General features: G+C 71.9%; 26 protein-coding genes. 14 read left to right on the top strand and 12 right to left on the bottom strand.

The genetic code is table 11. The annotated features are described in order from the left end of the window. Positions 1–24: 24 nt before the first annotated feature. Genes OHB09_RS07580 through OHB09_RS07570 form a run of 3 tightly spaced genes read right to left on the bottom strand, consistent with a single transcriptional unit; the run spans position 25 to position 2782 of the window. On the bottom strand, positions 25–1029 hold the full coding sequence (locus tag OHB09_RS07580; protein WP_328921755.1) for a COX15/CtaA family protein: 1005 nt from the start codon (positions 1027–1029) through the stop codon (positions 25–27). A 59-nt stretch (positions 1030–1088) separates the two neighbouring features. Beyond that, a complete protein-coding gene (locus OHB09_RS07575) occupies positions 1089–1805 on the bottom strand; it encodes an ABC transporter permease (RefSeq protein ID WP_213088196.1) in 717 nt (238 codons plus the stop codon). Between the two features lie 53 nt (positions 1806–1858). Next, on the bottom strand, positions 1859–2782 hold the full coding sequence (locus tag OHB09_RS07570; protein ID WP_006143434.1) for an ABC transporter ATP-binding protein: 924 nt from the start codon (positions 2780–2782) through the stop codon (positions 1859–1861). A gap of 228 nt (positions 2783–3010) precedes the next feature. Between OHB09_RS07570 and OHB09_RS07565 the strand changes: the two genes are divergently transcribed. The 10 genes from OHB09_RS07565 to dapD all read left to right on the top strand — a co-directional run bounded on the left by OHB09_RS07565 (position 3011) and on the right by dapD (position 11127). Beyond that, positions 3011–3733 carry a helix-turn-helix transcriptional regulator gene (locus tag OHB09_RS07565; protein ID WP_006143433.1) on the top strand — a complete coding sequence of 241 codons (723 nt, stop codon included), beginning with the start codon at positions 3011–3013 and terminating at the stop codon, positions 3731–3733. After that, a complete protein-coding gene (gene sufB, locus OHB09_RS07560; protein WP_006143432.1) occupies positions 3730–5151 on the top strand; it encodes a Fe-S cluster assembly protein SufB in 1422 nt (473 codons plus the stop codon). Before OHB09_RS07565 ends, sufB begins: the two co-directional genes overlap by 4 nt. Before the next feature lie 85 nt (positions 5152–5236). After that, complete coding sequence (sufD, locus tag OHB09_RS07555; RefSeq protein WP_006143431.1) at positions 5237–6418, top strand: Fe-S cluster assembly protein SufD; 1182 nt, start codon at positions 5237–5239, stop codon at positions 6416–6418. Next, positions 6415–6744 carry a non-heme iron oxygenase ferredoxin subunit gene (locus OHB09_RS07550; protein WP_006143430.1) on the top strand — a complete coding sequence of 110 codons (330 nt, stop codon included), beginning with the start codon at positions 6415–6417 and terminating at the stop codon, positions 6742–6744. The genes sufD and OHB09_RS07550 overlap by 4 nt, the downstream gene beginning before the upstream one ends. A gap of 7 nt (positions 6745–6751) precedes the next feature. Beyond that, on the top strand, positions 6752–7516 hold the full coding sequence (gene sufC, locus OHB09_RS07545) for a Fe-S cluster assembly ATPase SufC (RefSeq protein ID WP_006143429.1): 765 nt from the start codon (positions 6752–6754) through the stop codon (positions 7514–7516). After that, positions 7513–8769, top strand: a complete 1257-nt coding sequence (locus tag OHB09_RS07540) for a cysteine desulfurase (RefSeq protein ID WP_006143428.1) — start codon at positions 7513–7515, stop codon at positions 8767–8769. Before sufC ends, OHB09_RS07540 begins: the two co-directional genes overlap by 4 nt. An 11-nt stretch (positions 8770–8780) precedes the next feature. Further along, entirely contained in the window at positions 8781–9254 is a 474-nt protein-coding gene (gene sufU / locus OHB09_RS07535) for a Fe-S cluster assembly sulfur transfer protein SufU (protein ID WP_006143427.1), read from the top strand. Continuing rightward, positions 9251–9583, top strand: a complete 333-nt coding sequence (locus OHB09_RS07530; protein WP_006143426.1) for a metal-sulfur cluster assembly factor — start codon at positions 9251–9253, stop codon at positions 9581–9583. Before sufU ends, OHB09_RS07530 begins: the two co-directional genes overlap by 4 nt. A 174-nt stretch (positions 9584–9757) precedes the next feature. Then, a complete protein-coding gene (locus OHB09_RS07525) occupies positions 9758–10078 on the top strand; it encodes a DMT family transporter (protein ID WP_040896851.1) in 321 nt (106 codons plus the stop codon). Between the two features lie 59 nt (positions 10079–10137). Next, positions 10138–11127 (top strand): 2,3,4,5-tetrahydropyridine-2,6-dicarboxylate N-succinyltransferase, encoded by a 990-nt coding sequence (gene dapD, locus OHB09_RS07520; RefSeq protein ID WP_319350981.1) that lies wholly within the window; start codon positions 10138–10140, stop codon positions 11125–11127. A 40-nt stretch (positions 11128–11167) separates the two neighbouring features. On the opposite strand, the gene dapA is transcribed toward dapD, so the two are convergent. Beyond that, a complete protein-coding gene (dapA, locus tag OHB09_RS07515) occupies positions 11168–12073 on the bottom strand; it encodes a 4-hydroxy-tetrahydrodipicolinate synthase (protein ID WP_328921754.1) in 906 nt (301 codons plus the stop codon). Positions 12074–12236: 163 nt separating this feature from the next. On the opposite strand from dapA, the gene OHB09_RS07510 reads away from it, so the two are divergent. Together OHB09_RS07510 and OHB09_RS07505 are read left to right on the top strand one after the other, a co-directional pair. Further along, the gene (locus OHB09_RS07510; protein WP_234527135.1) at positions 12237–12674 is read left to right on the top strand and encodes a phage holin family protein; all 438 of its coding nucleotides are present in this window, start codon (positions 12237–12239) and stop codon (positions 12672–12674) included. Continuing rightward, entirely contained in the window at positions 12671–13030 is a 360-nt protein-coding gene (locus OHB09_RS07505) for a DUF3618 domain-containing protein (RefSeq protein WP_308117207.1), read from the top strand. The genes OHB09_RS07510 and OHB09_RS07505 overlap by 4 nt, the downstream gene beginning before the upstream one ends. A 60-nt stretch (positions 13031–13090) precedes the next feature. On the opposite strand, the gene OHB09_RS07500 is transcribed toward OHB09_RS07505, so the two are convergent. Next, positions 13091–14917, bottom strand: coding sequence for an endonuclease/exonuclease/phosphatase family protein (locus tag OHB09_RS07500; RefSeq protein ID WP_319350979.1), 1827 nt, complete (start codon positions 14915–14917; stop codon positions 13091–13093). Positions 14918–15258: 341 nt separating this feature from the next. On the opposite strand from OHB09_RS07500, the gene OHB09_RS07495 reads away from it, so the two are divergent. Beyond that, complete coding sequence (locus tag OHB09_RS07495) at positions 15259–16812, top strand: hypothetical protein (RefSeq protein ID WP_319350978.1); 1554 nt, start codon at positions 15259–15261, stop codon at positions 16810–16812. Between the two features lie 182 nt (positions 16813–16994). Here OHB09_RS07495 and OHB09_RS07490 read toward each other — a convergent pair whose 3' ends face one another. The 7 genes from OHB09_RS07490 to OHB09_RS07460 all read right to left on the bottom strand — a co-directional run bounded on the left by OHB09_RS07490 (position 16995) and on the right by OHB09_RS07460 (position 24665). Continuing rightward, positions 16995–18188, bottom strand: a complete 1194-nt coding sequence (locus tag OHB09_RS07490) for a TerD family protein (protein WP_319351001.1) — start codon at positions 18186–18188, stop codon at positions 16995–16997. Between the two features lie 214 nt (positions 18189–18402). After that, positions 18403–19392 (bottom strand): zinc-dependent alcohol dehydrogenase family protein, encoded by a 990-nt coding sequence (locus tag OHB09_RS07485; protein ID WP_006143417.1) that lies wholly within the window; start codon positions 19390–19392, stop codon positions 18403–18405. Then, a complete protein-coding gene (locus tag OHB09_RS07480; RefSeq protein WP_234527128.1) occupies positions 19389–20279 on the bottom strand; it encodes a carbohydrate ABC transporter permease in 891 nt (296 codons plus the stop codon). Before OHB09_RS07480 ends, OHB09_RS07485 begins: the two co-directional genes overlap by 4 nt. Further along, positions 20276–21214 carry a carbohydrate ABC transporter permease gene (locus OHB09_RS07475; protein ID WP_006143415.1) on the bottom strand — a complete coding sequence of 313 codons (939 nt, stop codon included), beginning with the start codon at positions 21212–21214 and terminating at the stop codon, positions 20276–20278. Before OHB09_RS07475 ends, OHB09_RS07480 begins: the two co-directional genes overlap by 4 nt. Continuing rightward, a complete protein-coding gene (locus OHB09_RS07470) occupies positions 21211–22581 on the bottom strand; it encodes an ABC transporter substrate-binding protein (RefSeq protein WP_191852781.1) in 1371 nt (456 codons plus the stop codon). Before OHB09_RS07470 ends, OHB09_RS07475 begins: the two co-directional genes overlap by 4 nt. 145 nt (positions 22582–22726) lie before the next feature. Further along, entirely contained in the window at positions 22727–23497 is a 771-nt protein-coding gene (locus OHB09_RS07465; protein WP_006143413.1) for a DeoR/GlpR family DNA-binding transcription regulator, read from the bottom strand. A gap of 358 nt (positions 23498–23855) precedes the next feature. Continuing rightward, positions 23856–24665 carry an NAD-dependent epimerase/dehydratase family protein gene (locus OHB09_RS07460; RefSeq protein WP_093598820.1) on the bottom strand — a complete coding sequence of 270 codons (810 nt, stop codon included), beginning with the start codon at positions 24663–24665 and terminating at the stop codon, positions 23856–23858. 307 nt (positions 24666–24972) lie between these two features. Here OHB09_RS07460 and OHB09_RS07455 point away from each other — a divergent pair, with 307 nt between their 5' ends. Beyond that, the gene (locus tag OHB09_RS07455; RefSeq protein ID WP_093598823.1) at positions 24973–26130 is read left to right on the top strand and encodes a hypothetical protein; all 1158 of its coding nucleotides are present in this window, start codon (positions 24973–24975) and stop codon (positions 26128–26130) included. The last annotated feature ends 105 nt before the right edge of the window (positions 26131–26235 follow it).

The raw sequence follows: 26235 nt of genomic DNA, 5'->3' as shown, positions 1-26235 counted from the left end.
GCCCTTCCCAGAACTCCTGGGGAACTACGCGTTGGTCAGCGTCGTGCTGGGGGTTGCCGGGAGGTCGGCCGCCGGAGTGGGGCGTTCCCGCAGGGAGAGCAGGACGCGCAGGACGCCCACCCAGATCAGCGCGGAACCCAGCATGTGGGACCCCACCAGTGCCTCCGGCAGGTTCGTGAAGTACTGCACGTAACCGATCACGCCCTGCGCCAGCAGGATCACGAACAGCTCCCGGGTCCGCGCCGACGGGCCCTTCGGCGCGTCGACCGCCTTCAGCACGAACCACAGCGCGAACGTCAGCGTCACCACGATCCACGCCAGCACCGCGTGCAGCTTGCTCACCGTCTCCCAGTCCAGCGGCATCCGCTTCACGTCGCTGGAGTCGCCCGCGTGCGGCCCCGCACCGGTCACCACCGTGCCCACCGCGATCAGCAGCACGGAGGCGACGACCAGGAACCAGACGAGCTGCCGCACCGCCGGGCCGACCAGCGGCCGGGGCGCCCCGTCGCCCTCGCGGGTGCGCTGCCACATGACGGTGGCCACCCCGATGAGCGCCGAGGTCAGCAGGAAGTGCGCGGCGACCGTGTACGGGTTGAGGCCGACCAGGACCACGATGCCGCCGAGCACCGCGTTGCCCATGACGATCCAGAACTGCGCCCAGCCCAGCCGGGTCACCCCCCGCCGCCACGGCTTCTCGGCGCGTGCGGCGATGATCGCCCAGCCGACCGCCGCGCACAGCACGTAGGTCAGCATGCGGTTGCCGAACTCGATGACCCCGTGGAAGCCCATCGCGCCGGTGGTGGCGAGCGAGTCGTCCGTGCACTTGGGCCAGGTCGGGCAGCCGAGGCCGGAGCCGGTGAGCCGTACCGCGCCACCGGTGACGACCAGGACGACCGACATGGCGAGTGCGAGGAGGGCGGCCCGCTGGACGGTCCGCGGGGACGGGGTCCAGCGTGCGGCGATGAAGGCGAGCGGGTTGCGCACGGCCTGCACGGCCTCGGCGCGGGTCAGCTTGGGCACGGGCACCATCGTAGGCCGCCGCTTGTGCACCGATTCACGAGGGGCGCCCCCGAGGGGTGTGCCTCCGCTCACTCCCAGCGGAAGAAGCGCCCGGCCGCCGCGAGCCCGAGGACCGCCCAGACGGCCAGGATCCCGAGGTCGCCCCAGGGCATCCCGGCGCCGTCGCGCAGCACGTCCCGCAGTCCGTCCGAGAGCGCCGAGATGGGCAGCAGCCCGAGCACGTCCTGGGCGGCGCCCGGGAATCTGTCCAGCGGCACGATCACGCCGCCGCCGATCAGCAGCAGCAGGAACACCAGGTTGGCGGCCGCCAGCGTGGCCTCCGCCTTCAGCGTGCCGGCCATCAGCAGCCCGAGGCCGGAGAACGCGGCGGTGCCCAGCACCAGCAGGAGCAGCACGGCGCCGGGGTTGCCGTGCGGCGACCAGCCGAGCGCGAAGGCGATCGCCGTCAGCAGGACCACCTGCAGCGCCTCGGTGACCAGCACGGACAGCGTCTTGGCGGTCATCAGGGCCCAGCGGGGCAGCGGGGAGACGGCGAGCCGCTTCAGCACCCCGTAGCGCCGCTCGAAGCCGGTGGCGATCGCCTGCCCGGTGAAGGCCGTCGACATCACGGCGAGCGCCAGGATGCCGGGGGCCAGGAAGTCGACGGCCTCGCCCTTGCCCGTGTCGACGATGTCGACCGAGCTGAACAGCACGAGCAGCAGGGTGGGGATCACGGCGGTCAGCAGGAGCTGTTCGCCGTTGCGCAGCAGCATTTTCGTCTCGAGCACGGCCTGCGCACCGATCATGCGCGGCAGCGGGGCCGCGCCGGGCCTCGGGGCGTAGGTGCCGGTGGCGGTGGTCACGAGCGCAGCTCCTTGCCGGTGAGCTCCAGGAAGACGTCTTCGAGGGTGTGCCGTTCGACCGAGATGCGGTCCGGCATCACCCCGTGCTGCGCGCACCAGGAGGTGACGGTGGCCAGCAGTTGCGGGTCGATCTTGCCCGCGACCCGGTAGGAGCCGGGGGTCAGCTCGGCGGCGGAGCTGTCGGCGGGCAGCGCCTTGAGCAGCGAGCCCACGTCGAGCCCGGGGCGGCCGGTGAAGCGCAGGGTGTTCTCGGCGCCGCCGCGGCACAGCTCCTCGGGGGAGCCCTGGGCGACGACCCGGCCGCCGTCGATGATGGCCACGTCGTCGGAGAGCTCCTCGGCCTCGTCCATGTGGTGCGTGGTGAGGATGACGGAGACGCCGTCGGCCCGCAGGTCCCGGACGAGGTCCCAGGTGGCGCGGCGGGCCTGGGGGTCGAGACCGGCGGTCGGCTCGTCGAGGAAGACCAGTTCGGGGCGGCCGACGACGGCCATGGCGAGTGCCAGGCGCTGCTGCTGGCCGCCGGAGAGGCGGCGGTAGCTCGTACGGCCGCAGGAGTCGAGGCCGAGCCGTTCGATCAGCGCGTCGACGTCCAGCGGGTGGGCGTGGAGCTTCGCCACGTGGCGCAGCATCTCCTCGGCGCGGGCGCCGGAGTAGACGCCGCCGGACTGGAGCATCACGCCGATGCGGGGGCGCAGCGCGGCGCCCTCGCGCACCGGGTCGAGGCCGAGGACGCGGACGGTCCCGGAGTCCGGTCTGCGGTAGCCCTCGCAGGTCTCCACGGTGGTGGTCTTGCCCGCCCCGTTGGGGCCGAGCACGGCGGTGACGCCGGGGCGGGCCACGAGGTCGAGACCGTCGACGGCGGTCTTGGCGCCGTACCGCTTCACCAGGGCGCGCACCTGGACGACCGGGTCGCTTCGCATGGGGCGAAGTCTAGGTTCGCGACGGGGGCGCTCCGCGCGGGGGTGGTGAGCGGGGCGGACCTCCGGCTCCGGGCGCCTTCCCCCTGGTGGGCGCGCCGCCGACGGCCCCTCGCCCGACCCGCACCCGTTTCCGCAGGTCACCTTAGGTAGGCCTAAGTGATCCAGCCCACCACTCGCCCGGCGGGGCCTCGCTTGCCCGGGCCCGACGAATTACGCAACAATGGCGTTGTGAAAAACGTCGGCGAGGCTCCGCAGGAGGAACTCGCGACCGGTGAGCGGTCCACCCGCAACCGCGTCGCGCGCTCCATCCTGGACCACGGCCCCTCGACCGTCGCCGAGCTGGCCGGCCGCCTCGGCCTCACCCAGGCCGCCGTGCGCCGCCACCTCGACGCGCTGGCCTCGGACAACGTCGTGGAGGCCCGGGAGCGGCGGGTCTACGGCGCGCGCACCCGGGGCCGCCCCGCCAAGGTGTTCGCCCTGACCGACTGCGGCCGGGACGCCTTCGACCAGTCCTACGACCAGCTCGCCGCGGACGCGCTCCGGTTCATCCGGGAGCGCTTCGGCGGTGACGAGGCGGTCGTCGCCTTCGCCCGCGCCCGGATCGCCGAGCAGGCCGCCGCCTACCGCGCGGCGATCGAGGCCGCCGGACCCGAGGAGCGGACCGAGGCCCTGGCCAGGGCGCTGAGCGCGGACGGGTACGCTGCCACCGCACGCAGTGCGCCCCTCCCGCACCACGGCGAGCAGCTGTGCCAGCACCACTGCCCGGTCGCCCACGTCGCGGAACAGTTCCCGCAGCTCTGCGAGGCGGAAACAGAAGTGTTCTCCCAATTGTTGGGCACACACGTGCAGCGACTGGCGACGATCGCGCACGGCGACGGCGTCTGCACGACGTTCATCCCCAAGATTTCCCACGAAGCATCCGCACGCACGGCCGGGAGGAACCCCGCATGACTCTCCCCACGGAGACTGCTCACCCCGAACTCGAGGGCCTGGGCAAGTACGAATACGGCTGGGCCGACTCCGACACGGCCGGCGCCTCTGCGAAGCGCGGCATCAACGAGGACGTCGTCCGGGACATCTCGGCGAAGAAGTCCGAGCCGGAGTGGATGACGAAGCTGCGCCTGAAGGGCCTGCGCCTCTTCGAGAAGAAGCCCATGCCGAACTGGGGCTCGGACCTGTCGGGGATCGACTTCGACAACATCAAGTACTTCGTGCGCTCCACGGAGAAGCAGGCGGAGTCCTGGGAGGACCTGCCCGAGGACATCAAGAACACCTACGACAAGCTGGGCATCCCGGAGGCGGAGAAGCAGCGCCTGGTCGCCGGTGTCGCCGCCCAGTACGAGTCGGAGGTCGTCTACCACCAGATCCGTGAGGACCTGGAGGAGCAGGGCGTCATCTTCCTGGACACCGACACGGCGCTGAAGGAGCACCCGGAGCTCTTCAAGGAGTACTTCGGGACCGTCATCCCCGTCGGCGACAACAAGTTCGCCTCGCTGAACAGCGCGGTGTGGTCCGGTGGCTCCTTCATCTACGTGCCGAAGGGCGTGCACGTCGAGATCCCGCTCCAGGCCTACTTCCGTATCAACACGGAGAACATGGGCCAGTTCGAGCGGACCCTGATCATCGTCGACGAGGGTGCCTACGTGCACTACGTCGAGGGCTGCACGGCGCCGATCTACAAGTCGGACTCGCTGCACAGCGCGGTCGTCGAGATCATCGTCAAGAAGAACGCCCGTTGCCGCTACACGACCATCCAGAACTGGTCGAACAACGTCTACAACCTGGTCACCAAGCGCGCCGTCGCCTACGAGGGCGCGACGATGGAGTGGGTCGACGGCAACATCGGCTCCAAGGTGACGATGAAGTACCCCGCCGTGTACCTGATGGGCGAGCACGCCAAGGGCGAGACCCTGTCCATCGCCTTCGCGGGCGAGGGCCAGCACCAGGACGCGGGCGCCAAGATGGTCCACATGGCCCCGAACACGTCGTCCAACATCGTGTCGAAGTCCGTGGCCCGCGGCGGCGGCCGCACCTCCTACCGCGGCCTCATCGAGATCGGCGAGGGCGCCCCCGGCTCCAAGTCGAACGTGCTGTGCGACGCCCTGCTCGTCGACACCATCTCCCGCTCCGACACGTACCCGTACGTCGACGTCCGTGAGGACGACGTGTCCATGGGCCACGAGGCGACCGTCTCCAAGGTCTCCGAGGACCAGCTCTTCTACCTGATGAGCCGCGGTCTGAGCGAGTTCGAGGCGATGGCGATGATCGTGCGCGGCTTCGTCGAGCCGATCGCCAAGGAACTGCCGATGGAGTACGCGCTGGAGCTCAACCGGCTGATCGAGCTGCAGATGGAGGGCGCGGTCGGCTGACCCGCCGCCGCGCACAGCCGTCGGCCCGCCCTCCCGGGCGGGCCGCGGAAACGACAACACGCAGGAAGAGAGCACGACGACAGTTATGGCCGAGGCCCACAACAACCCGGGCGGGTCCACCACCGCCGGCTCGATCGCGGTGGCCGCCGAGTCGACCGTCGCCACGCGCATGAGCGCGCCGCCGTCCTTCGACGTGGCGGACTTCCCCGTCCCGCACGGCCGTGAGGAGGAGTGGCGCTTCACCCCCCTCGACCGCCTGCGCGGGCTGCACGACGGCACCGCGGTCGCGGACGGCTCGATCAAGGCGGAGATCTCCGCACCCGACGGCGTGCGCGTCGAGACCGTCGCGCGGGACGACGCACGGCTCGGCCGGGCCGGCGCCCCCGTGGACCGGGTCGCGGCCCAGGCCTACTCCGCCTTCGAGAAGGCGACGATCGTCACCGTGCCCAAGGAGACCGTGCTGACCGAACCGGTCCGCCTGGCCCTGCACGGCGAGGGCGGCGTGACCTACGGGCACACCGTCTTCGAGCTCGGCGCCTTCGCCGAGGCCACCGTCGTCATCGACCACACCGGCGACACCGTGCGCGCGGCCAACGTCGAGTACGTCGTCGGGGACGGCGCGAAGCTCACCGTCGTCACCGTGATGGACTGGGACCGCACCGCCGTCCACACCTCGCAGCAGGGCGCCCTGGTCGGCCGGGACGCCGGCTTCCGGCACATCGTGGTCACCTTCGGCGGCGACCTGGTGCGCATCCACCCGCGCGTCACCTACGCCGGCACCGGGGGCGAGGCCGAGCTGATCGGCCTGTACTTCACCGACAAGGGCCAGCACCACGAGCACCGCCTCCTGGTCGACCACAACACCCCGCACTGCAAGTCCAACGTCGTGTACAAGGGCGCCCTCCAGGGCGAGTCCGCGCACGCCGTGTGGATCGGTGACGTGCTCATCGAGGCCAAGGCCGAGGGCACCGACACCTACGAGATGAACCGCAACCTGGTCCTCACCGACGGCGCCCGCGTCGACTCGGTGCCGAACCTGGAGATCGAGACCGGCGAGATCGTCGGTGCCGGCCACGCCTCCGCCACCGGCCGCTTCGACGACGAGCAGCTCTTCTACCTGATGGCCCGCGGCATCCCCGAGACCGACGCCCGCCGTCTGGTCGTGCGCGGCTTCTTCGCCGAGCTCGTGCAGCAGATCGGTGTCCCGGACATCGAGGAGCGCCTGCTCGCCAAGATCGAGGAGGAGCTGGAGGCCTCGGTCGCATGACCTTCGTACGCGTCTGTGGAGCGGACGAGCTGGAGGAGGACACCCCCAAGCGGGTGGAACTCGACGGCACGCCCCTCTCCCTCGTGCGGACCGAGGGCGAGGTGTTCGCGATCCACGACATCTGCTCGCACGCGAACGTCTCGCTCGCCGAGGGCGAGGTCGACGACTGCCACATCGAGTGCTGGCTGCACGGCTCGCGCTTCGACCTCCGCTCCGGCAAGCCCGACAGTCTTCCGGCGACACGTCCGGTCCCCGTATACCCCGTAAAGATCGAAGGGGGCAGCGTCTTCGTGGACGTACGCGCCTCCCTCACCCAGGAGTCCTGAGGCACCCATGGCAACGCTTGAAATCCGAGACCTGCACGTCACCGTCGAGGCCGACAACGCCACGAAGGAGATCCTCAAGGGCGTCGACCTCACCGTGAAGCAGGGCGAGACGCACGCCATCATGGGCCCCAACGGCTCCGGCAAGTCGACCCTCGCCTACTCCCTCGCGGGTCACCCCAAGTACACGATCACCGGCGGCACCGTCACCCTCGACGGCGAGGACGTCCTGGAGATGTCCGTCGACGAGCGCGCCCGCGCCGGCCTCTTCCTCGCCATGCAGTACCCGGTCGAGGTCCCCGGCGTCTCCGTGTCGAACTTCCTGCGCACCTCCGCCACCGCCGTCCGCGGCGAGGCCCCCAAGCTGCGCACCTGGGTCAAGGAGGTCAAGGAGACCATGGAGCGTCTCCACATGGACCCCTCCTTCGCCGAGCGCAACGTCAACGAGGGCTTCTCCGGCGGTGAGAAGAAGCGCCACGAGATCCTCCAGCTCGAGCTGCTCAAGCCCAAGGTCGCGATCCTCGACGAGACCGACTCCGGCCTGGACGTCGACGCCCTGCGCGTCGTCTCCGAGGGCGTCAACCGGGTCCGCGAGACCGGCGAGGTCGGCACCCTGCTGATCACGCACTACACGCGCATCCTGCGCTACATCAAGCCCGACCACGTCCACGTCTTCTCCGCGGGCCGCATCGTCGAGTCCGGCGGCGCCGAGCTCGCCGACAAGCTGGAGGAAGAGGGCTACGAGGCATACACGAAGGGCGGCGCATCCGAGTGACACAGCTGCCGGGCCTCCTCGACACCGAGGCGATCCGCAAGGACTTCCCGATCCTGGACCGCCGGGTCCACGACGGCCGCAGGCTCGTCTACCTCGACAACGCGGCCACCTCGCAGACACCGCGCCAGGTGATCGACGTCCTGGACGAGTACTACGAGCAGCACAACGCCAACGTCCACCGGGGCGTGCACGTGCTCGCCGAGGAGGCCACGGCGCTGTACGAGGGCGCGCGCGACAAGGTCGCCGCGTTCATCAACGCCCCGAGCCGCGACGAGGTGATCTTCACCAAGAACGCCTCCGAGTCGCTCAACCTCGTGGCCAACATGCTCGGCTGGGCCGACGAGCCCTACCGGGTGGACTCCGAGACCGAGATCGTCATCACGGAGATGGAGCACCACTCCAACATCGTGCCGTGGCAGCTGCTCGCGCAGCGCACGGGCGCGAAGCTGAAGTGGTTCGGGCTGACCGACGACGGCCGGCTCGACCTCTCCCGCATCGACGAGATCATCACCGAGAAGACCAAGATCGTCTCCTTCGTGCTGGTCTCCAACATCCTCGGCACCCTCAACCCGGTCGAGGCGATAGTCCGCCGCGCCCAGGAGGTCGGCGCCCTGGTGTGCGTCGATGCCTCCCAGGCCGCGCCGCACATGCCCGTGGACGTCCAGGCCCTCCAGGCCGACTTCGTGGCCTTCACCGGCCACAAGATGTGCGGCCCGACCGGCATCGGCGTGCTGTGGGGCCGCCAGGAGCTGCTGGAGGACCTGCCCCCCTTCCTCGGCGGCGGCGAGATGATCGAGACGGTCTCGATGCACTCCTCGACCTACGCCCCCGCCCCGCACAAGTTCGAGGCGGGCACCCCTCCGATCGCCCAGGCGGTCGGTCTCGGCGCGGCGATCGACTACCTGAACTCGATCGGCATGGACAAGGTGCTCGCCCACGAGCACGCGCTGACCGAGTACGCCGTCAAGCGGCTGCTCGAGGTCCCGGACCTGCGGATCATCGGCCCCACCACGGCCGAGGACCGCGGCGCCGCGCTCTCGTTCACGCTGGGTGACATCCACCCGCACGACGTGGGCCAGGTCCTCGACGAACTGGGCATCGCGGTCCGGGTCGGACACCACTGCGCGCGGCCCGTCTGCCTGCGGTACGGAATTCCCGCGACCACGCGCGCGTCGTTCTATCTGTACTCCACGCCGGGCGAGGTCGACGCGCTGATCGACGGTCTGGAGCACGTACGGAACTTCTTCGGATGAAGGGCTGAGGCGTGAAGCTGGACTCGATGTACCAGGAAGTCATCCTCGACCACTACAAGAACCCGCACGGTCGGGGCTTGCGGGACGGCGACGCCGAGGTGCACCACGTCAACCCGACGTGCGGTGACGAGATCACGCTGCGTGTGAAGTACGAGGGCACCACCATCAGCGACGTCAGCTACGAGGGGCAGGGCTGTTCCATCAGCCAGGCCTCCGCCTCCGTGCTGAACGATCTCCTCGTGGGCAAGGACCTCGCCGAGGCGCAGCGGATCCAGGAGACCTTCCTGGAACTGATGCAGTCCAAGGGCAGGGTCGAGCCCGACGAGGAGATGGAGGAGGTCCTGGAGGACGCGGTCGCGTTCGCCGGGGTCTCCAAGTACCCCGCGCGCGTCAAGTGCGCGCTGCTCAGCTGGATGGCGTGGAAGGACGCGACGGCCCAGGCCCTTCAGGACGCCGGCGCCGAACCCGGAAGGACAACGGCATGACCGACACCGTGGAGATGAAGCCGGCCTCGGAGGAGGAGCTCCGCGAGGCCCTGATGGACGTCGTCGACCCCGAACTGGGCATCGACGTCGTCAACCTCGGCCTGATCTACGGCATCCACGTCGACGAGGCGAACATCGCCACCGTCGACATGACCCTCACCTCGGCGGCCTGCCCGCTGACCGATGTCATCGAGGACCAGGCCAAGTCCGCCACGGACGGCCTCGTCAGCGAGCTGCGCATCAACTGGGTCTGGATGCCGCCGTGGGGCCCCGACAAGATCACGGACGACGGCCGTGAGCAGCTGAGGGCGCTCGGCTTCAACGTCTGAGACGTCCGAGCGGTCGTCGCGCGCGGAAGTGCGCGAAACCCGAGAGCCGAAACCGGGATCACGGACCACGGCCCCCGGCGTGCCACGCGCGCCGGGGGCCGCCGCGTCCCCGGACCCCCGGCGCCCGGGCCGGCCGGGGCGGGCCCGGGGAGCCGTACAGTCGCCCGCATGGGAATGGGATACGTGCTGCTGGGCGGGGCCATCGCGGCGGAGGTGGCGGCCACCTCCGCGATGAAGTACAGCGAGGGCTTCACCCGGCTCTGGCCCTCGGTGCTCACCGTCGCCGGCTACCTGGTGTCGTTCGTGCTGCTGGCGCAGACGCTGAAGACGGTGTCGATCGGCTCGGCGTACGCGATCTGGTCGGGAGTGGGGACGGCGGCGATCGCGGTGATCGGCCTCCTGGTCTTCGACGAGCCGCTGACCGCGGCGAAGCTGGCGGGTCTGGCCCTGATCGTGGCGGGCGTGGTCGTGCTGAACACGGGCGGGGCGCATTGAGAGCGGTGCCGCACCCCGCCGGTTGGCTCCCGGCCGCCCCTGCCGGTTAGGTTGCCCTCATGACCGACACGACGACTCCCCGCACCACCGGCGCCGCCGCCACCGGCCTCGCCACGCTCACCGCCGACGGCACCGTTCTCGACACCTGGTTCCCCGCTCCCGGGCTCACCGAGGACCCCGGCCCGGCCGGCACCGAGCGGCTGTCCGCCGAGCGTGCCGTGGAGCTGCTCGGCGAGGGCGCGGCCAAGGCGATCGGCCCGGACCCCCGGCGCGGCGTCGAGGTCGTCGCGGTCCGCACGGTCATCGCCTCCCTGGAGGACAAGCCGCTCGACGCGCACGACGTCTACCTGCGTCTGCACCTGCTCTCGCACCGCCTGGTCAAGCCGCACGGGCTGAGCCTGGAGGGCCAGTTCGGCTTCCTCGCCAACGTGGCCTGGACCTCGCTCGGCCCGGTGGCCGTCGACGACATCGAGAAGGTGCGGCTCAACGCCCGCGCCGAGGGCCTGCACCTCCAGGTGACCTCGGTCGACAAGTTCCCGCGCATGACGGACTACGTCGTGCCCAAGGGCGTGCGGATCGCCGACGCGGACCGGGTCCGGCTCGGCGCCCACCTCGCCGCGGGCACCACCGTCATGCACGAGGGCTTCGTCAACTTCAACGCCGGCACGCTCGGCACCTCCATGGTCGAGGGCCGCATCTCCGCCGGTGTCGTCATCGGCGACGGCTCGGACATCGGCGGCGGCGCCTCCACGATGGGCACCCTGTCCGGCGGCGGCAACGTGATCATCTCCCTGGGCGAGCGCTGCCTGGTCGGCGCCGAGGCGGGCGTGGGCATCGCGCTCGGCGACGAGTGCGTGGTCGAGGCCGGCCTCTACATCACCGCGGGCACCCGGGTCACCCTGCCCGACGGGCAGATCGTCAAGGCCCGAGAGCTGTCCGGCGCCTCGAACATCCTGTTCCGCCGCAACTCGGTCACCGGCACCGTCGAGGCCCGCCCGAACAACGCGGTCTGGGGCGGCCTGAACGACGTCCTGCACGCGCACAACTGACGGGCCGGAGAACCACGGGGGAGCGCGGCGGCGGGCAGGGTCAGACCCCGCCCGTCAGCCGCTCGTACAGCACCCCCAGCCCGTCGGCCGTCTCACGGCCGGCGGGCAGCAGGGGTGGCCGGACCGGGCCCGCGGGCAGACCGAGGCGGGCCAGCAGGGCCTTCGCGGTGACCGTTCCCGGAAGGCCCGCCGCCGTCATCGCCTCGATGAGGTCGTTCGCCGCCAACTGACGGCGGGCCGCCCCGGCCGTGTCCCCGGCGTCGAAGGCGTCGAGGACCGCGCGGACGTGGCGGGGCACGACGTTCGCCACCGTGCTCACCCAGCCGGCGCCGCCCACCGCGTACAGCGCCAGCGCCTGCTCGTCGCAGCCCGCGTAGTAGGCCAGGTCCGTGCGGTGCAGCACCTTCTGGACGCCCAGGAGGTCGTAGGAGCAGTCCTTGACCGCCACGATCCGGGGGTGGCCGGCCAGCCGGAGCATCGTCTCCGGCTCGATGCGGGTGCCGGTGCGGGCCGGGATGTCGTACAGCATGACGGGCAGTGCCGTGGCCTCGGCGACCTCGCGCAGATGGGCTTCCACGGCCGTCTGCGGGGGCCGGCTGTAGTAGGGGGCGACGAGGAGGAGACCGTCGGCGCCCGCCTTCTCCGCCGCGCGGGCCAGTTCCAGGGTGTGCGCGGTGTCGGCCGTGCCGACCCCGGCCACGAGCGCAGCCCGCCCGCCGACGGCCTCCCGCACCGCCCGCAGCAGAGCCGTCTTCTCCGCGTCCGTGGTGGTCGGCGACTCGCCGGTGGTGCCGGACAGCACCAGCCCCTCGCACCCCTCCTCCACCAGCCGGGAGGCCAGGGCTCCCGCGCCGTCGAGATCGAGGGCGCCGTCGGCGGTGAAGGGGGTGACCATCGCGCACAGGACGCGGCCGAAGGGGGCGGGGCGGGGCGGGGTGGGTGTCATACCGGCAGTGTCGACCGGCATGACCGTGTAGCACCACTTAAATCTTCTACGAGGTGAGGGAGTGGTTCGCTAATGAATGGAGGGGCCTCGCGGGCGTGGCGGGGAGGGTAGGGGCCCCCGGCCCGGGGTACCCGGAGCCTTCCCGAAACGAGAGGAGGCGACCGTGACCACGACCGAGGCCAAGCCCGTGCGCACCGTCCCCTACCCGGACCGCCAGGACCACCATTCGGTGGGCGAACTCGTCGGACAGGCGACCGAACAGCTCTCCCGGCTCGTACGTCAGGAAGTCAGCCTCGCCAAGGAGGAACTCGCCGAGAAGGGGCGCCGGGCCGGGCGCGGCGGCGGGCTGCTCGGCGGCGCGGGAGCCGTGGCCTACGTCGGGCTGATGGCGCTGGCGGCCACGGCGATCGCCGCGATCGCGGTGGCGCTGCCCGTGTGGGCCGCCGCGCTGATCGTGACGGCGGCGCTGTTCCTGGTGGCGGGCGTGCTCGGGATGATGGGGCGGGCGCAGCTCAAGCGCGCGACACCGGCCAAGCCGGAGCAGACCCTCGACAGCGTCAAGGCGGACGTCGACGAGATCAAGGGGAGGGCGCACCGGTGACCGGAGGCAGGGACCACCGGGCGAAGACGGACGCCGGGCAACTGGCGGGGTCCGTGCCCGCGTCCGGGCGGAACGCGACGGGCGCCAAGGGGCCCGAGGAACTGCTCGCACAGATCGAGGAGACGAGGGGGAAGCTCGGCGACACGGTGGCGGAACTCGCCGGGAAGACCGACGTGAAGGGACGGGCCCGCGCACGGGCCGAGGACCTGAGGGACCGGGCGGGCGCGATGACGGTGCAGTTGCGCAGCACGGCGGCCCGCGCGGGGGAGCAGCGGGTGCCGCTGGTCCTCGCGGGCGTGGGCGCCGGCGCGGTCGTCGCGGCGGGAGTGTGGTGGGGGCGGCGCGGGGGACGGTGACGGTTCCCCGCCCGGGTCCGGCGTGCCCCCGCGCCCCGGTGGGCGCGGGGGCACCCGCCGCTACGGGCGGATCCGCAGCACCTGCGGGTCGTGGTCGCTGATCTGTGTGGGGAACTCGGCGTTGAGGTGGACGCTGTCGTAGGCGTACGCGCCCGGGCGGCGCAGCGAGGGGCTGATCAGGATCTGGTCCAGCACCTGACTGTTGCCCTGGTAGTCGTACGTGTACCGCTCGCTCTTCGGCAGCGACTTGATCGCGGACCACAGCGCCCCGCCGTCCTCCAGGAGCCGCGCGGTGCCGGAGAACTCGAAGTCGTTGAGGTCGCCGAGGGCGATCACCCTCGCGTTCCTCTGTGCCTCGAGGATGTCCTTGGCGAAGGCGTTCACCTCCGTCGCCTGGGCGTGCCGCTGGGTCTCCGAGCTGCGCACCGGCGGCTGGTACTGGGCCGTCAGGCCCTGATCGCCGCCCTTGGAGGCGAAGTGGTTGGCGATCACGAAGACCGTCTTCCCGCGGAAGACGAACTCGCCGGCCAGCGGCTTGCGGCTGTTCCGCCAGGCCGCGTCCGCCGGGTCGATCCGACCCGGGGAGGCCGTCAGCCGTGCCGCGCCCTTCACCTTCTCCACGCCGACGGCCGTCGTGGACGTCCCCCCGGGCCGGTCGGTGAACGACACCCGGGCGGGGTTGAACAGGAACGCCTGACGGATGTTGCCGCCGGGCTCGCCGCCGTCCTGACCGTCGACCGGGTCGATGCCCCGCCACTCGTAACGGGGGCCGCCCGCCGCCACGACGGCGTCGATCAGCTTGCCCAGCGTCCGGTCGGCGGCCACCGTGCCGTCGTCGGTGGCGCCGTTGTTGTCCTGGATCTCCTCCAGGGACACGATGTCGGGGGACTTCAGGTGGTGCACGATCGCGTCGGCGTGATCGGCGAACGTGCCGTCGGACGGGTCGAGGTTCTCCACGTTGTACGTGGCCACCGCGAGTTCGCGGCTGCTCTGCCGGTGCGTGGACTCCCGCTCCAGGCCGCCCGCGCGCAGGGTCCCCAGCTCGCTCGCGACCAGGGTGTAGCCGCCGAACTGGGTGTAGTCCAGCGGGCCGGTGGTGGCGCCGGCGAGGGTGTCGCCGACCGTCGCGGACGGGAAGTCGGCCGTCGGGCCCAGGGTCTGGATCTGCAGCCGGCCGGTGTTCTGGGAGGCGTAGGAGCCGTACACGGTGCCGCCGCGGCGGGTCGGGTTCTCGTGCGGCTTCACCGTCACCCACAGCTCGGTGTACGGGTCGGTGGCCGTGACCACGCGGGCGTCGGTCACCCGTACGTTCATGCCCTCCAGGGACTCGTAGAGGTCCAGGGCGTACTTCTTCGGGCGCAGCGTCAGCCCGTTGACCGAGTTGTTCGCGGCGGCGTCACCCGCCGGGGCGTACGCGTCCGGCACCGAGCGGGCGTCGATCCTCGCCGGGGCCGGGAGCGCGTTGCCGCTGGAGACGATCGTCACCTGCGGCCTGGTGATCTCGGTGACCGACTGGTTGCCGCTCGACGTGCCGCCGGGCACGTACTCCGAGACGGTGCCCGTCACCGTCACCGCGTCGCCGGCCGAGACCTTCGGCGCGGAGCTGGTGAAGACGAACACGCCCTCGCTGGTGGCCGGGTCGGCGTCCGGCTCCGGGTCCTGCATCCAGAAGCCCTTGGAGGACCCGTGGTCACGCACGCCGGTGACGATTCCGGCCACGTCGGTGACCTGCTGTCCGGCGTAGGGGGAGATGCGGGTCGTGCCCTGGACGTCGTGGACGCGCACACCGTCCGCGTGCGCCGGCGCGGTGAGGACCACGCCGGAGACCGCGGAGCAGACGGCGGCGACGGTGAGCGCGGCGAGACGCGCGGATGACTTGCTCGGCAAGGGGATCCCTCCGGGTACCGGATGACGAGGACGAGCTCGGCCGGACCACCGGATCCGGCCGCCCCGGGGTGGCCGGAGGGCCGCGGGATCCGGCCGGTGACACGCGATCGGTTGACGGCGAGTGTCCGGCGGACGACTGTCCGTCGGTTTCTACGCGCGTCAATCTCCTGCCAAGTCCCGCCCGTTGTCAAGGTTTCGGCCATGTACGCACGGCCTCCGGAAGATGAACCGGGCCGCATGGGTGGAAATCCGTCTAGGCTGAGCGGTCGGGCCGTCCGCGCGTCACGCCGCGGAACGGCGCCACGCGGGACCGCTCACAGGCGCACGAGGAGAACCAGCCGATGTCAGACAGCTCCCCCCTGCCGCCGGTCCGGCTGCGCCCCGAGGCGGAACTCGCGCGGGACGCGCTCGCCACCCCGCTGCTCTCACGCGCCGCCCGGCTGGCCCGCTGGGCCGGGCCCGAGACCCGTGTCGACCCCGGCGGCGAACTGGCCGAGGAGCAACTGCCGGCGGCGGCCGAGGTGCTCGGACTCGTGGGCGCGAACGCCGAGGGTGCCGCGAGCGCCGGGGGTGCCGCGAGCGCCGGGGGTGCCGCGAGCGCCGGGGGTGCCGCGAGCGCCGAGGGCGCCGGGGCCGTGGAGGAGGCCGTGGGGCTCGCCGACGAGGCGTGGCAGGTGGCCGTCCACACCGGGCTCGTCACCGTCACGGACGAGGAGCGGGGCACCGTCGAGGCGGGGGAGGCACTGCGGCTGCTCACCTCCGGCTCCCCGCGCGACGTGCTGGAGGTGTGGCTCGGCGCCCTGGAGGCCGTGCTGGCCGACGCGAGCGTGCCCGACCTCGGCGAGATGGAGGCCCTGCTGGAGGAGGCGGGCGAGGACGGCGAGGTCGACCTGTCCTCCCTCGACTGGGACCCGGAGGCGGAGGCCGCGTTCCTCGACGGGGTGCTCGGCAACCTGTACCTGCTCACGGCCGGCGAGGACGGGCCCGGCGAGGGGCCGGTGCCGCTGCCCGCGCTCGCCGCGTCGATGATCGTCCCCGAGGACATGGAGGAGCCCACCGACGAGGTGCTCGAACAGGTCTCGGACGCGCTGATGCGGCTCGACGACCAGTTCCGGCTCCTCGAACCGATCGGGCTCGTCGAGTTCCGGCCCGTCGACGAGGAGGTGCTGACCGAGGAGGGCGGGAGCGACGGCGCCGGGGGGTCCGGGATCGACGAGGCCGACGTCAGCCGGTACGGCATGGTGCGGCTGACGCCGCTCGGGCTGTACGGACTGCGCGCCCGGCTGCTGGAGGCGGGTTACGAGGCCCCCGTGGTGGGCGAACTCGCCGACAAGGGCGCCGACGTGCTCCTCGACGGCACCGGCGCCTTCCCGCCCGGCGCCGCCAGGGCCGAGACCGAGCAGTGGCTCGCCCGCCGTGAACCGCTCGCGGCGGCCCGGGAGTTGCTGAGCGCGGCCCGGGGCACCGACGCCGGGGCACCACTGCGCCGGCTGCGCTGCCAGCAGGCGCTGTCGCTGGTGGGCGCGGTGGCGGAACCGGCCCTGCGTGAGGTGCTGGACGACGCGGAACTGGGCGGGCTCGCCCGGGTGTGGCTGGCCGAGCACGGGGCGGCCGACGTGCCGGCGCCGCCGGAGTCGATGGTGTTCTGGCTGACCATCGACACGCTGGCGGCGCAGCTCGCGGCCGAGGGGAACTCGGCGGAGCTGCGGGAACTGGTGGAGGGGCTGGCGGCCGGGCACAGCGGGTTCTTCGCGTCGGCGTGGCGGGTGGAGCACCCGGCGACGGCGGAGGTCCTGGAGGCGATGGGGCGGCTGCACCCGGACAAGAAGGTGGCCAAGGAGGCCCGCAAGGCGGCGTTCAAGGCGCGTTCGCAGCGGGGCGAACAGGGCGAATAGGGCGGCATAAGGGGGACGCCGCCACGGACACCGGGTGCGGTGGGTGCGACGGATCGCCTCAGGGACACGGGGTGCGGCGGCCGCGAGGGGGCCGTGCGCGGGCCGCGCCCGGGGCGCCTCCTCCTCGGCGGAGGCGCCCCGGTGGCTGCCGCGAGCCGGGCCCGTGAGGGCGGCCGCGCGCCCTACAGCGCCTGCGCGGCCGGCTTCACCATGCCCCGTACCGTGCGGGACTTGACGAAGTTGCCCATCGCCGTCATGTCCCACTCGCCGGAGAACTGCCGGACCAGCTTGGCCATCATCACGCCGGTCTGCGCCTCGGCGCCGGTGAGGTCGAAGCGGACCAGTTCCTCGCCGGTCGCGGCGTCCAGCAGGCGGCAGTACGCCTTGGCGACCTCCGTGAACTTCTGGCCCGAGAACGAGTTCACCGTGAAGACCAGGCCCGTGACCTCCTGCGGGATGCGGCCGAGGTCGACCACGATCACCTCGTCGTCACCACCGCCCTCGCCGGTGAGGTTGTCGCCGGAGTGCTTGATCGCGCCGTTCAGGATCGACAGCTTGCCGAAGTAGCAGCTGTCGATGTGCTCGCGCTGCGCGCCGTAGGCGATGACCGAGGCATCGAGGTCGATGTCCTTGCCCCGGAACGCCGGCTCCCAGCCGAGACCCATCTTCACCTGGGCGAGCAGCGGGCGGCCGCCCTTGACGAGGGAGACCGTCTGGTTCTTCGTCAGATTGACGCGGCCCTTGTCGAGGTTGACCTTGCCGGCGCCGGGCGCGGGCGGTGCGGCGGCTGCGGGCGGCGCCGGGGGCCGGGCGGCGGGGGCGGTCTGCGGGGGCGAGGCGGGCCGCGGCGGAGCCGTCGGCTGCGGCGGGGCGGCGGGTGCCGGCTCCTCCACCGAGACGCCGAAGTCCGTGGCGATCCCGGCGAGCCCGTTGGCGTACCCCTGGCCGACCGCGCGGGCCTTCCAGGCGCCGTTGCGCAGATAGATCTCCATCACGACCAGCGCGGTCTCCGCGCCGAGCTGCGGGGGCGTGAACGTGGCGAGCACGGCGCCGCCGGCCGCGTCGCGGAGGGTGGCGGTGGGCTCGATGCCCTGGAAGGTCTGGCCGGCCGCGTCGGGGCTGGCGGTGACGACGATCTTCTCGATGCCGGGGGGAACGGCGGCGGTGTCCACGACGATGGCGTCCGGGGCGGTGCCGCCGCCCGAGCGGTAGCTCACGCCGGGGCCGGCGGGCTGGTTGTAGAAGATGAAGTCGTCGTCGCTGCGTACTTTGCCGTCGGAGGTGAGCAGCAGGCCCGATACGTCGAGTCGCACGGGGGCGGCGACGTCCACCGTCACCTGGGTGACGGGGAGAGGGATGTTCGAGCCGGGGGTCATAGCTGTCATGTGGGGGGTAACGAGCGGGGGCGCTTTACCGTTCCCTTACCCGAATGGCCGAGGCGCGGCCCCGCAGCCGCCGGCCCGCCCGGGCGCGGGGAACCGGGGAGAACGCCCGGCTCCCCGCGCCCGGGTGGGCACGGGGAACCACCGGGAGCCGCGGCCCGCGGCGCCCAGGGCCTTCTCGTCGTCGGCCCGATCCGAACGAGAGTTCCTAGGGCACCACCACGATCTTGCGGCCCACGCCCGCCGCGAACTGCTCCAGGGCCTTCGGGTACTCCGTCAGCGGGAGGCGGTCGCTGATGAAGACCTCCGGGTCGAGGACGCCCGCGGCGAACAGCTCGGCCGCCCGCTCGTAGCTGTGCAACACCGCCATCGAGCCGGTGATGGTGATCTCCTGGTTGTAGATGCGGTACGGGTCGATCTCCACCCGGGTCGCGTAGTCCGCGACCCCGAACTGCAGGAACGTTCCCGCCTTCGCCACCCGGCCCAGGCCGTCCTGGATCGCCGCCGCGTTCCCCGTCGCGTCGACCACCAGTTCCCAGCCCTGCGGCCGGTCCAGCTCGTCCGCGTTGCCGGCCGTCCCCGAGACCCCGAGCCGCCGCGCCGTCTCCAGCCGCGCCGGGTTGATGTCGACGACGTCCACGCTCGCCGCGCCCGTCCGCTTGGCCAGCTCCAGCATCATCAGGCCCATCGTCCCGGACCCGTAGATCAGGACGTGCGCGCCGAGCTGCGACTTCAGGACGTCGTAGCCGCGCACCGCGCAGGACAGCGGCTCGACGAGCGCCGCGTCCTGGGTGCGGACGTGCTCGGGGAGCTTCACGCAGTTCGCCACCGGCGCCACCGCGTACTGCGCGGCGCCGCCCGCCGTCGTCACCCCGATCGCCGCCCACCGCTCGCACATGTTGTTGTGCCCGCTGCGGCAGTAGTGGCACTCGTAGCAGTACAGGGAGGGGTCCACCGCCACCCGGTCGCCGACCGCGACCTCGGTGACCTGGGCACCGACCCCGACCACCTCGCCGGCGAACTCGTGCCCCGGCACGATCGGCAGCTTCGGCGCGAACTCGCCCTGCAGGATGTGCAGATCGGTGCCGCACAGTCCGCACGCGGCGACCTCGACGACGACCTCGCGCGGGCCCGGCGTCGGGTCCGGGACCTCGGTGACGACGGCGCGGCCCACGGACTCGATGACGGCGGCCTTCATTTCACGGCTCCCAACGACAGGCCCTGGACCAGCTTGTCCTGGGCGGCGAACCCCGCGGCGAGCACCGGCAGGGAGATGACGAGCGACGCGGCGCACACCTTGGCCAGGAACAGGCCCTGGCTGGTGATGAAGCCGGTCAGGAAGACGGGCGCGGTCTCGGCGGCCACACCCGTCAGCACCCGGGCGAAGAGCAGTTCGTTCCAGCTGAAGATGAAGCAGATCAGCGCGGTGGCGGCGATGCCCGGCAGCGCGATCGGCGCCACCACACGGGCCAGGACCGTCGGCAGCCGCGCCCCGTCCACCCGGGCCGCCTCGATGACCGCGACCGGCACCTCGGCGAGGAAGGACTGCATCATCCACACCGCGATCGGCAGGTTCATCGAGGTGTAGAGGATGACGAGCAGCCAGATGTTGTCGAGCATCCCCACGTTCTTGGCAAAGAGGTAGATCGGCAGCAGCCCCGCCACCGCCGGCAGCATCTTCGTCGACAGGAAGAAGAACAGCACGTCGGTCCACTTGCGCACCCGGTTGATGGAGAGCGCGTAGGCGGCCGGGAAGGAGAGCACCAGGACGAGGAGCGTCGAGGCGATGGAGGCCACCGCCGAGTTGATCAGCGCGGGCCAGGGGCTGGCCCCGCCGCCGACGCCGAAGAAGTCGCGGTAGCCGTCGAGGGTGAGGGCGGCGGCGAAGGACGGCGGGTTGGTCGCGGCGTCGGCCTCCGAGTGGAAGGAGGTCAGCGCCATCCAGGCGATGGGCAGGAAGAACAGCACCCCCAGCACCCAGGCCAGCAGGCCGAGGCCCGCCCCCCGGGTCCTTCCGGGGCGTTTGACGGCACCGGCCTCGCCGGTGGGCCGGGACGGTCGTACGCGACTTGCGGTGGCGCTCATGCGCGGGACACCTCCTCGCGGAACAGGGACGACACCACGCGCAACGCGAAGGTGGCGATGATCAGGGAGCCGATGACCACCAGGACGCCGGCCGCCGAGGCGAGGCCGTTCTCGTGGGCCTGGTAGAAGCTCTGGTAGACGGTGTACGGCAGGTTGGCGGTGCCCAGGCCGCCCGACGTGATCGTGAAGACCGCGTCGAAGTTCTGCACGATGTAGATCGAGCCGAGCAGGGCGCCGAGTTCGAGGTAGCGGCGCAGGTGCGGCAGTGTCAGATGGACGAAGATCTGCCAGTCGCTCGCGCCGTCCACCCGGGCGGCCTCGATCTGCTGGTGGTCGCGGCTCTGCAGGCCGGCCAGCAGGATCAGCATCATGAAGGGCGTCCACTGCCACACCAGCGAGGCCTCGACGGCGAGCAGCGGGGTGTCGGAGATCCATTCCGGCTGGGGGCCGCCCACGTAGTGCAGCAACCCGTTGAACAGGCCGTACTCGGGGTTGTAGAGCACGTGCTTCCACAGCAGCGCCGCCGCGACGGGCACCACCAGGAAGGGGGCGATCAGCAGGGTGCGGACCGCGCCCCGGCCCGGGAACCTCCGGTCCAGGAGCAGGGCGAGCGCGAGGCCGAGGACCAGGCTGACCAGGACGACGGCGACGGTCAGCAGGATCGTCGTCCACACCGAGTGCCGCAGATCGGCGTCGGTGAGGACCTGCTGGTAGTTGTCGACGCCGGTGAACTTGCGGGCCTTGGGGTAGAGCGCGTTCCAGTCGAAGAAGGAGATCACCAGCGTGGCCACGAAGGGGAGCTGGGTCACGGCGATCATGAAGATCAGGGCGGGCAGCAGGGGTGCCCGGGTGGCCCAGGCGCGCAGTCGCGCGGAGGGCTGCTTCACGTGCGGCTCGGGAGGGGCGGCCACGGGGGCCGCGGTGGTGGCGGTCATCGTCCCTCGTACTCCTCGGAGATCTGCTCGGCGAGCTTCTGGGACTTCTTCAGGGCCGACTCGACGGACTGGCGTCCGGCGATGGCCGCGCTGATCTCCTGCGAGACCTTGGTGCCGAGATCGGTGAACTCGGGGATGCCGACGAACTGGATGCCGGGCGCGGGCCGCGGCTGTACGCCGGGATCGTTGGGGCGGGCGCTCTCGATGGCCTCGCGGGTCATCTCCTGGAAGGCGCCGGCCTCCGCGCGGTAGGCGGGGTTCTCGTACGTCGAGGCCCGCTTGCCGGCCGGCACGTTGGACCAGCCGGAGGTGTCGCCGACGAGCTGCTCGTACTCCTTGCCGGAGGCCCAGGAGACGAACTTCCACGCCTTGTCGGTGTTGCGGGAGGCCTTCTGGATGCCCCAGGCCCAGGTGTAGAGCCAGCCGGCGGACTTCGTCTCCTTCACCGGCGCGGGCGCGTAGCCGATCTTGCCCTTGACCGGCGACTTGGCCGCCTCCAGGGAGCCGGCCGCGGAGGTGGCGTCGTACCACATGGCGACCTTGCCCTGGGTGAGGTTGTTCAGGCACTCGGCGAAGCCGGACTGCGGGGCGCCGGACTCGCCGTGCTCGCGCACCAGGTCGACGTAGAACGTGGTCGCCTTCTCGAAGGCGGGGTCGGTGAGCCGGGCCTTCCAGTCCTTGTCGAACCAGGTGCCGCCGAAGGTGTTCACCACCGTCGTCAGCGGTGCCATGATCTCGCCCCAGCCGGGCAGTCCGCGCAGGCAGATGCCCTTCATCCCGGGCTTGGCGCCGTCCGCCTTCGCGGCGAGGTCCGCCACCTGGTCCCAGGTGGGGTGCGCGGGCATCTTCAGGCCCTTCGCCTCGAACACGTCCTTGCGGTACATCAGGAAGGACGACTCGCCGTAGAAGGGCTGGCCGTAGAGCTTGCCGTCGTCGCCGGTGAGCGACTGGCGCATCGGCTTGAGGACGTCCTTCTCGTCGTACTTGGGGTCCTTGGCGACGTACGAGTCCATCTCGTGCAGCCAGCCGTTGCGGGCGTAGATCGGTATCTCGTAGTTGGAGAGGGTCGCGACGTCGTACTGACCGGCCTGGTTGGCGAAGTCCTGGCTGATCTTGTCGCGGACGTCGTTCTCCGGCAGCACGGTGAAATTCACCTTGATGCCGGTCTCCTTGGTGAAGTGCGAGGCGGTCAGCTTCTGCAACTCCACCATCTGCGGGTTGTTGACCATCAGGACGTTGACGGAGTCACCGCCGGAACCGGATCCGCCCGCTCCGACCCAGCAGCCGGAGAGCAGCGGTGCGAGCAGCGTTCCCGCGGCGGCCATGGCGAGCGTGACTCGCGGCCTCCGTCGGCTCTGGGTGCGCATGGATCGCTCCTGGAGGAGGGGATGGGTGAACGGGTGTGGCGAGGTAAGGGGCGTACGGGATGTAAAGGGCATATGGGGCGTCGGTGGGTGCGGAGGGGTCGGGGTGGGGTGGACGGGGCGGGGCGTGAGGTCCGGTGGGGCGGGGTCAGACGCGGATGACCTGCGGGCCCAGCAGGGAGTACCGGTGGGCCTCGGAGGTGGGCAGCAGGGTGCTGGTGACGATCGCCTCCAGCGCGCCGACCTCCGCGAAGCGGCAGAAGCTCACCGCGCCGAACTTGGTGTGCACGCCGGTGAACACCGTGCGCCGGGAGGCGCGGATGGCCTGGGTCTTGACCTCGCTGACGGCCGGGTCGGGGGTGGTGAGTCCGTACTCGCGGGAGATGCCGTTGGCGCCGATGTAGGCCAGGTCGATGACGAAACCGGCCAGCATCTTCGTCGTCCAGTGGTCGACGGTGGCGAGCGTGCCGGGGCGCACCCTGCCGCCGAGGAGCAGGACGCTGATGTTCCCCGCGTCGGCCAGGGCGCCGGCCGTGGCGAGGGAGGCGGTGACCACGGTGAGCGGACGGTCGCGGGGCAGTGCCTCGGCGATGAGCTGCGGGGTGAACCCCTCGTCGACGAAGACGGTCTCCGCGTCGCCGAGCAGTTCCGCGGCGGCCGCCGCGATCCGGCGCTTCTCGGGGACGTGGCTGGTGGCGCGGAAGGCGAGCGTCGTCTCGAAGCCGGCGCTCTCCACGGGGTAGGCGCCTCCGTGGGTGCGGCGGACCAGGCCGTGGTCCTCCAGTGCGCGCAGGTCGCGGCGGACGGTCTCCTTGGCGACGCCGAGCCGGGTGGCGAGGGCGGCGACGTCGACGGAGCCGGTGCGGCGGGCGACCGTGACGATCTCGCGCTGCCGCTCCTCGGCCGATCGTGTCGTCATGGCTGGTTCACCTGCCCTTTCATCGGCGCCGGACGGCTCCGTTCCGCTGTGGCACTCCTGTGCCCGTTCGGGCCCTGCTGGGCCTTGGGGAGAGTTCTACAGCGGGTGCGCGATGCTGACCAGGTCTGTTGCCGGTCCGAGTGGGCCCGTTTGTGCCCGCTTCGGGGGCCGGACGGTCGGCGACGACCTGCGGGGCGGGAGCGAGGGGAGTGGGAACGGGCAGCGGACCTGCCCGCCTCGCGGGGGACGGGGGCCCGTTTCGCGCCCGAGGGGGCGGCGGGGGCGGTCACGGGGGCGCTCGGGGGGCGCGCGAAGATGCCGTGAGGGGGTGCCCGGGCGACCGGAGCGGTGGCGCGCCCTAGTGGGCCCAGAGCGGGGGGTCCGTCAGGAAGCGGCCGCCGATGTGGGTGTGCGCGGGGTTGGCGGGGTCGAGCTCACCGTGCTCGGCCAGCAGCGCCGGGGCGAACCTCTCGGAGTCGTCGCGGGGTTCGTAGCCCAGTGCCCGCGCGCCGGACAGGTCCCACCACAGGCGGGTGTTGGCCGAGGAGCCGTAGACCACCGTGTGGCCCACCCCGTCCGCCGTCAGCGCCGCGTGGAAGAGGCGGGCGCCGTCCTCGGGGCTCAGCCAGAGGGACAGCATCCGCACGTCCGAGGGCTCCCGGAAGCAGGAGCCGATGCGCACGGAGACCGTCTCCACCCCGTGCTTGTCCCAGTAGAGCTGGGCGAGGTCCTCGCCGAAGGACTTGGAGAGGCCGTAGAAGGTGTCGGGACGGCGCGGGGTGCCGACCGGGACCGGCGGCTCCCCCTGCCCCGGCGCCGGCGTGTACCCCACCGCGTGGTTGGAGGAGGCGAAGACGACCCGCCCCACGCCCTCCTCGCGCACCGCCTCGTACAGGTGGTACGTGCCCTCGATGTTGGCCGCGAGGATCTTCTCGAAGGTGGACTCCACGGAGATCCCCGCGAGGTGCAGCACCGCGTCGACGCCGCGCACCGCTTCCCGGACGGCCTCCCGGTCGGCGAGATCGGCGACGATCGCGTCCGGTTCGCCCTCGATCGGGCGGACGTCGAACAGCCGCAGCGCGTAACCGTACGAGGGCAGCAACTCCCGCATCAGCGTGCCGAGTCCGCCGGCGGCGCCGGTGAGCAGAACGGTGCGGGGAGCGGGCATCCTCGGTCTCCTTGAGTCGGCCGGGTCGCGCGGGGGTACGCGTGCGGGGTGAGCGGGGGCGGCAGGTGACATGTGGAGGCTCGCCACCTTATTCACATGCGTGGACACGCTACGAAGGGACGAACTTCCGCGTCAAGGCTCCGTCCGGCGTGCGGAAGCCCCCTCCCTGCTTGCCTCCTGCCATTTCCCGACCCGTGCCGTGCTTGACCGGCGCCGGACGGGGTCCTAGCGTGAGGCCGTTCACGCATATGTACCTCAATCAGAGTCATGGAAAGGCGCGCCGGGTGTGCGCCGCCGGAGGAGAACGGTGAAGGCGTCGGCATTCGTCTACCCCTGGGACGTCAACGGGGACCCGGCGGCGCCCGGTCGTCTCGCCGCGCTCGGGGTCCGCGGGGTGACCCTGGCCTCCGCGTACCACTCCACGCGCGCCCTGACCCCCCGCCACCCGCGGCACCGGGTCGTGACCGCCGCGCACGCCGCCGTGCTGTACCCGCCGGGGGAGCGCTGGCGGGGGCGCGCCCTGCGGCCGTACGCCGCCGGAGACTGGGCGCCCGGCGACGCCTTCGGCGAGGCCGCCGGGGCGCTCGTGGACGCCGGTCTCGAGGTGCACACCTGGGTCGTGCTCGCGCACAACTCCCGGCTCGGCGCGGAGCATCCGGACACCTCGGTCGTCAACGCCTACGGCGACCGCTACCCGTGGGCGCCCTGCGTCGCCCAGCCCGCCACCCGCGCCCTTCTCGTGGACCTCGCGGCGGAGGCGGCCGTGCGGCCTGGGGCGGCCGGTACGGAACTGGAGTCGCTCGGCTGGTACGGGCTCGCGCATCTGCACGCCCACGACAAGATCGGCGGTATCACGCTCGGCGACGCAGGGCAGTACCTGATGTCGCTGTGCTTCTGCGCCACGTGCCGCACGGGGTACGGCACGGACGCGGACGCGCTGGCGGCGGCCGTACGGGAGGCGCTGGAGCCGGTGTGGCGGGGGGCGCCCTCCGGCGGGGGCTGGGCGGCGGTGGAGGACCTGCTCGGCGCGGAACGGGCGGCGCTCACCCGCGCGTGGCGCGAGCCGGTGGCGCGCTCGCTGCAGGAGGAGGCGGTCGCCGCGGTGCGGGCGGCGGCGCCGGACGGCTTCCGGGTGCTGCTGCACGCGGACCCGGTCTGGTACCACGTGGGCGCCAACGCGGGCGTGGACCCGGGCCATGTGCTCGGGATCGCGGACGGGGTGGTCCTCCCGTGCACGGGCGGGCCGGAGCCGCTCGCGCCCTTCGCGGAGCGGGCGGCCGGGGACACGGTGCTCGCGGCGAACCTCACGGTGGTCTCCGGGATGGGCGGCAGCCCCGGGACGCTCGCGGAGGACGCCCGGCGCGCGGCCGGCCTGGGCGCCACGGAGCTGCGGCTCTACCACGCCGGACTGGCCTCGGACGCGGACCTCGAGGCGGTGCGGCGGGGGCTGGCGGAACTCGGCTGAGGGAGCGGGGGAGATTCCTCCCGGCGGCACCGATGAGTTCCGCGGCCCCGGGCGGTCCCCAGTTCCACGGGCGCGTTCCGCGCCCTTCGCCCCGAGGAGGACACA

It is taken from the genome of Streptomyces griseoaurantiacus (genome assembly GCF_036189845.1).
Classification (GTDB): Bacteria; Actinomycetota; Actinomycetes; order Streptomycetales; family Streptomycetaceae; genus Streptomyces; species Streptomyces griseoaurantiacus.
The sequence above is the reverse complement of the archived record's forward strand: the minus strand, read 5'-3'. Positions and strand labels throughout refer to the sequence as shown.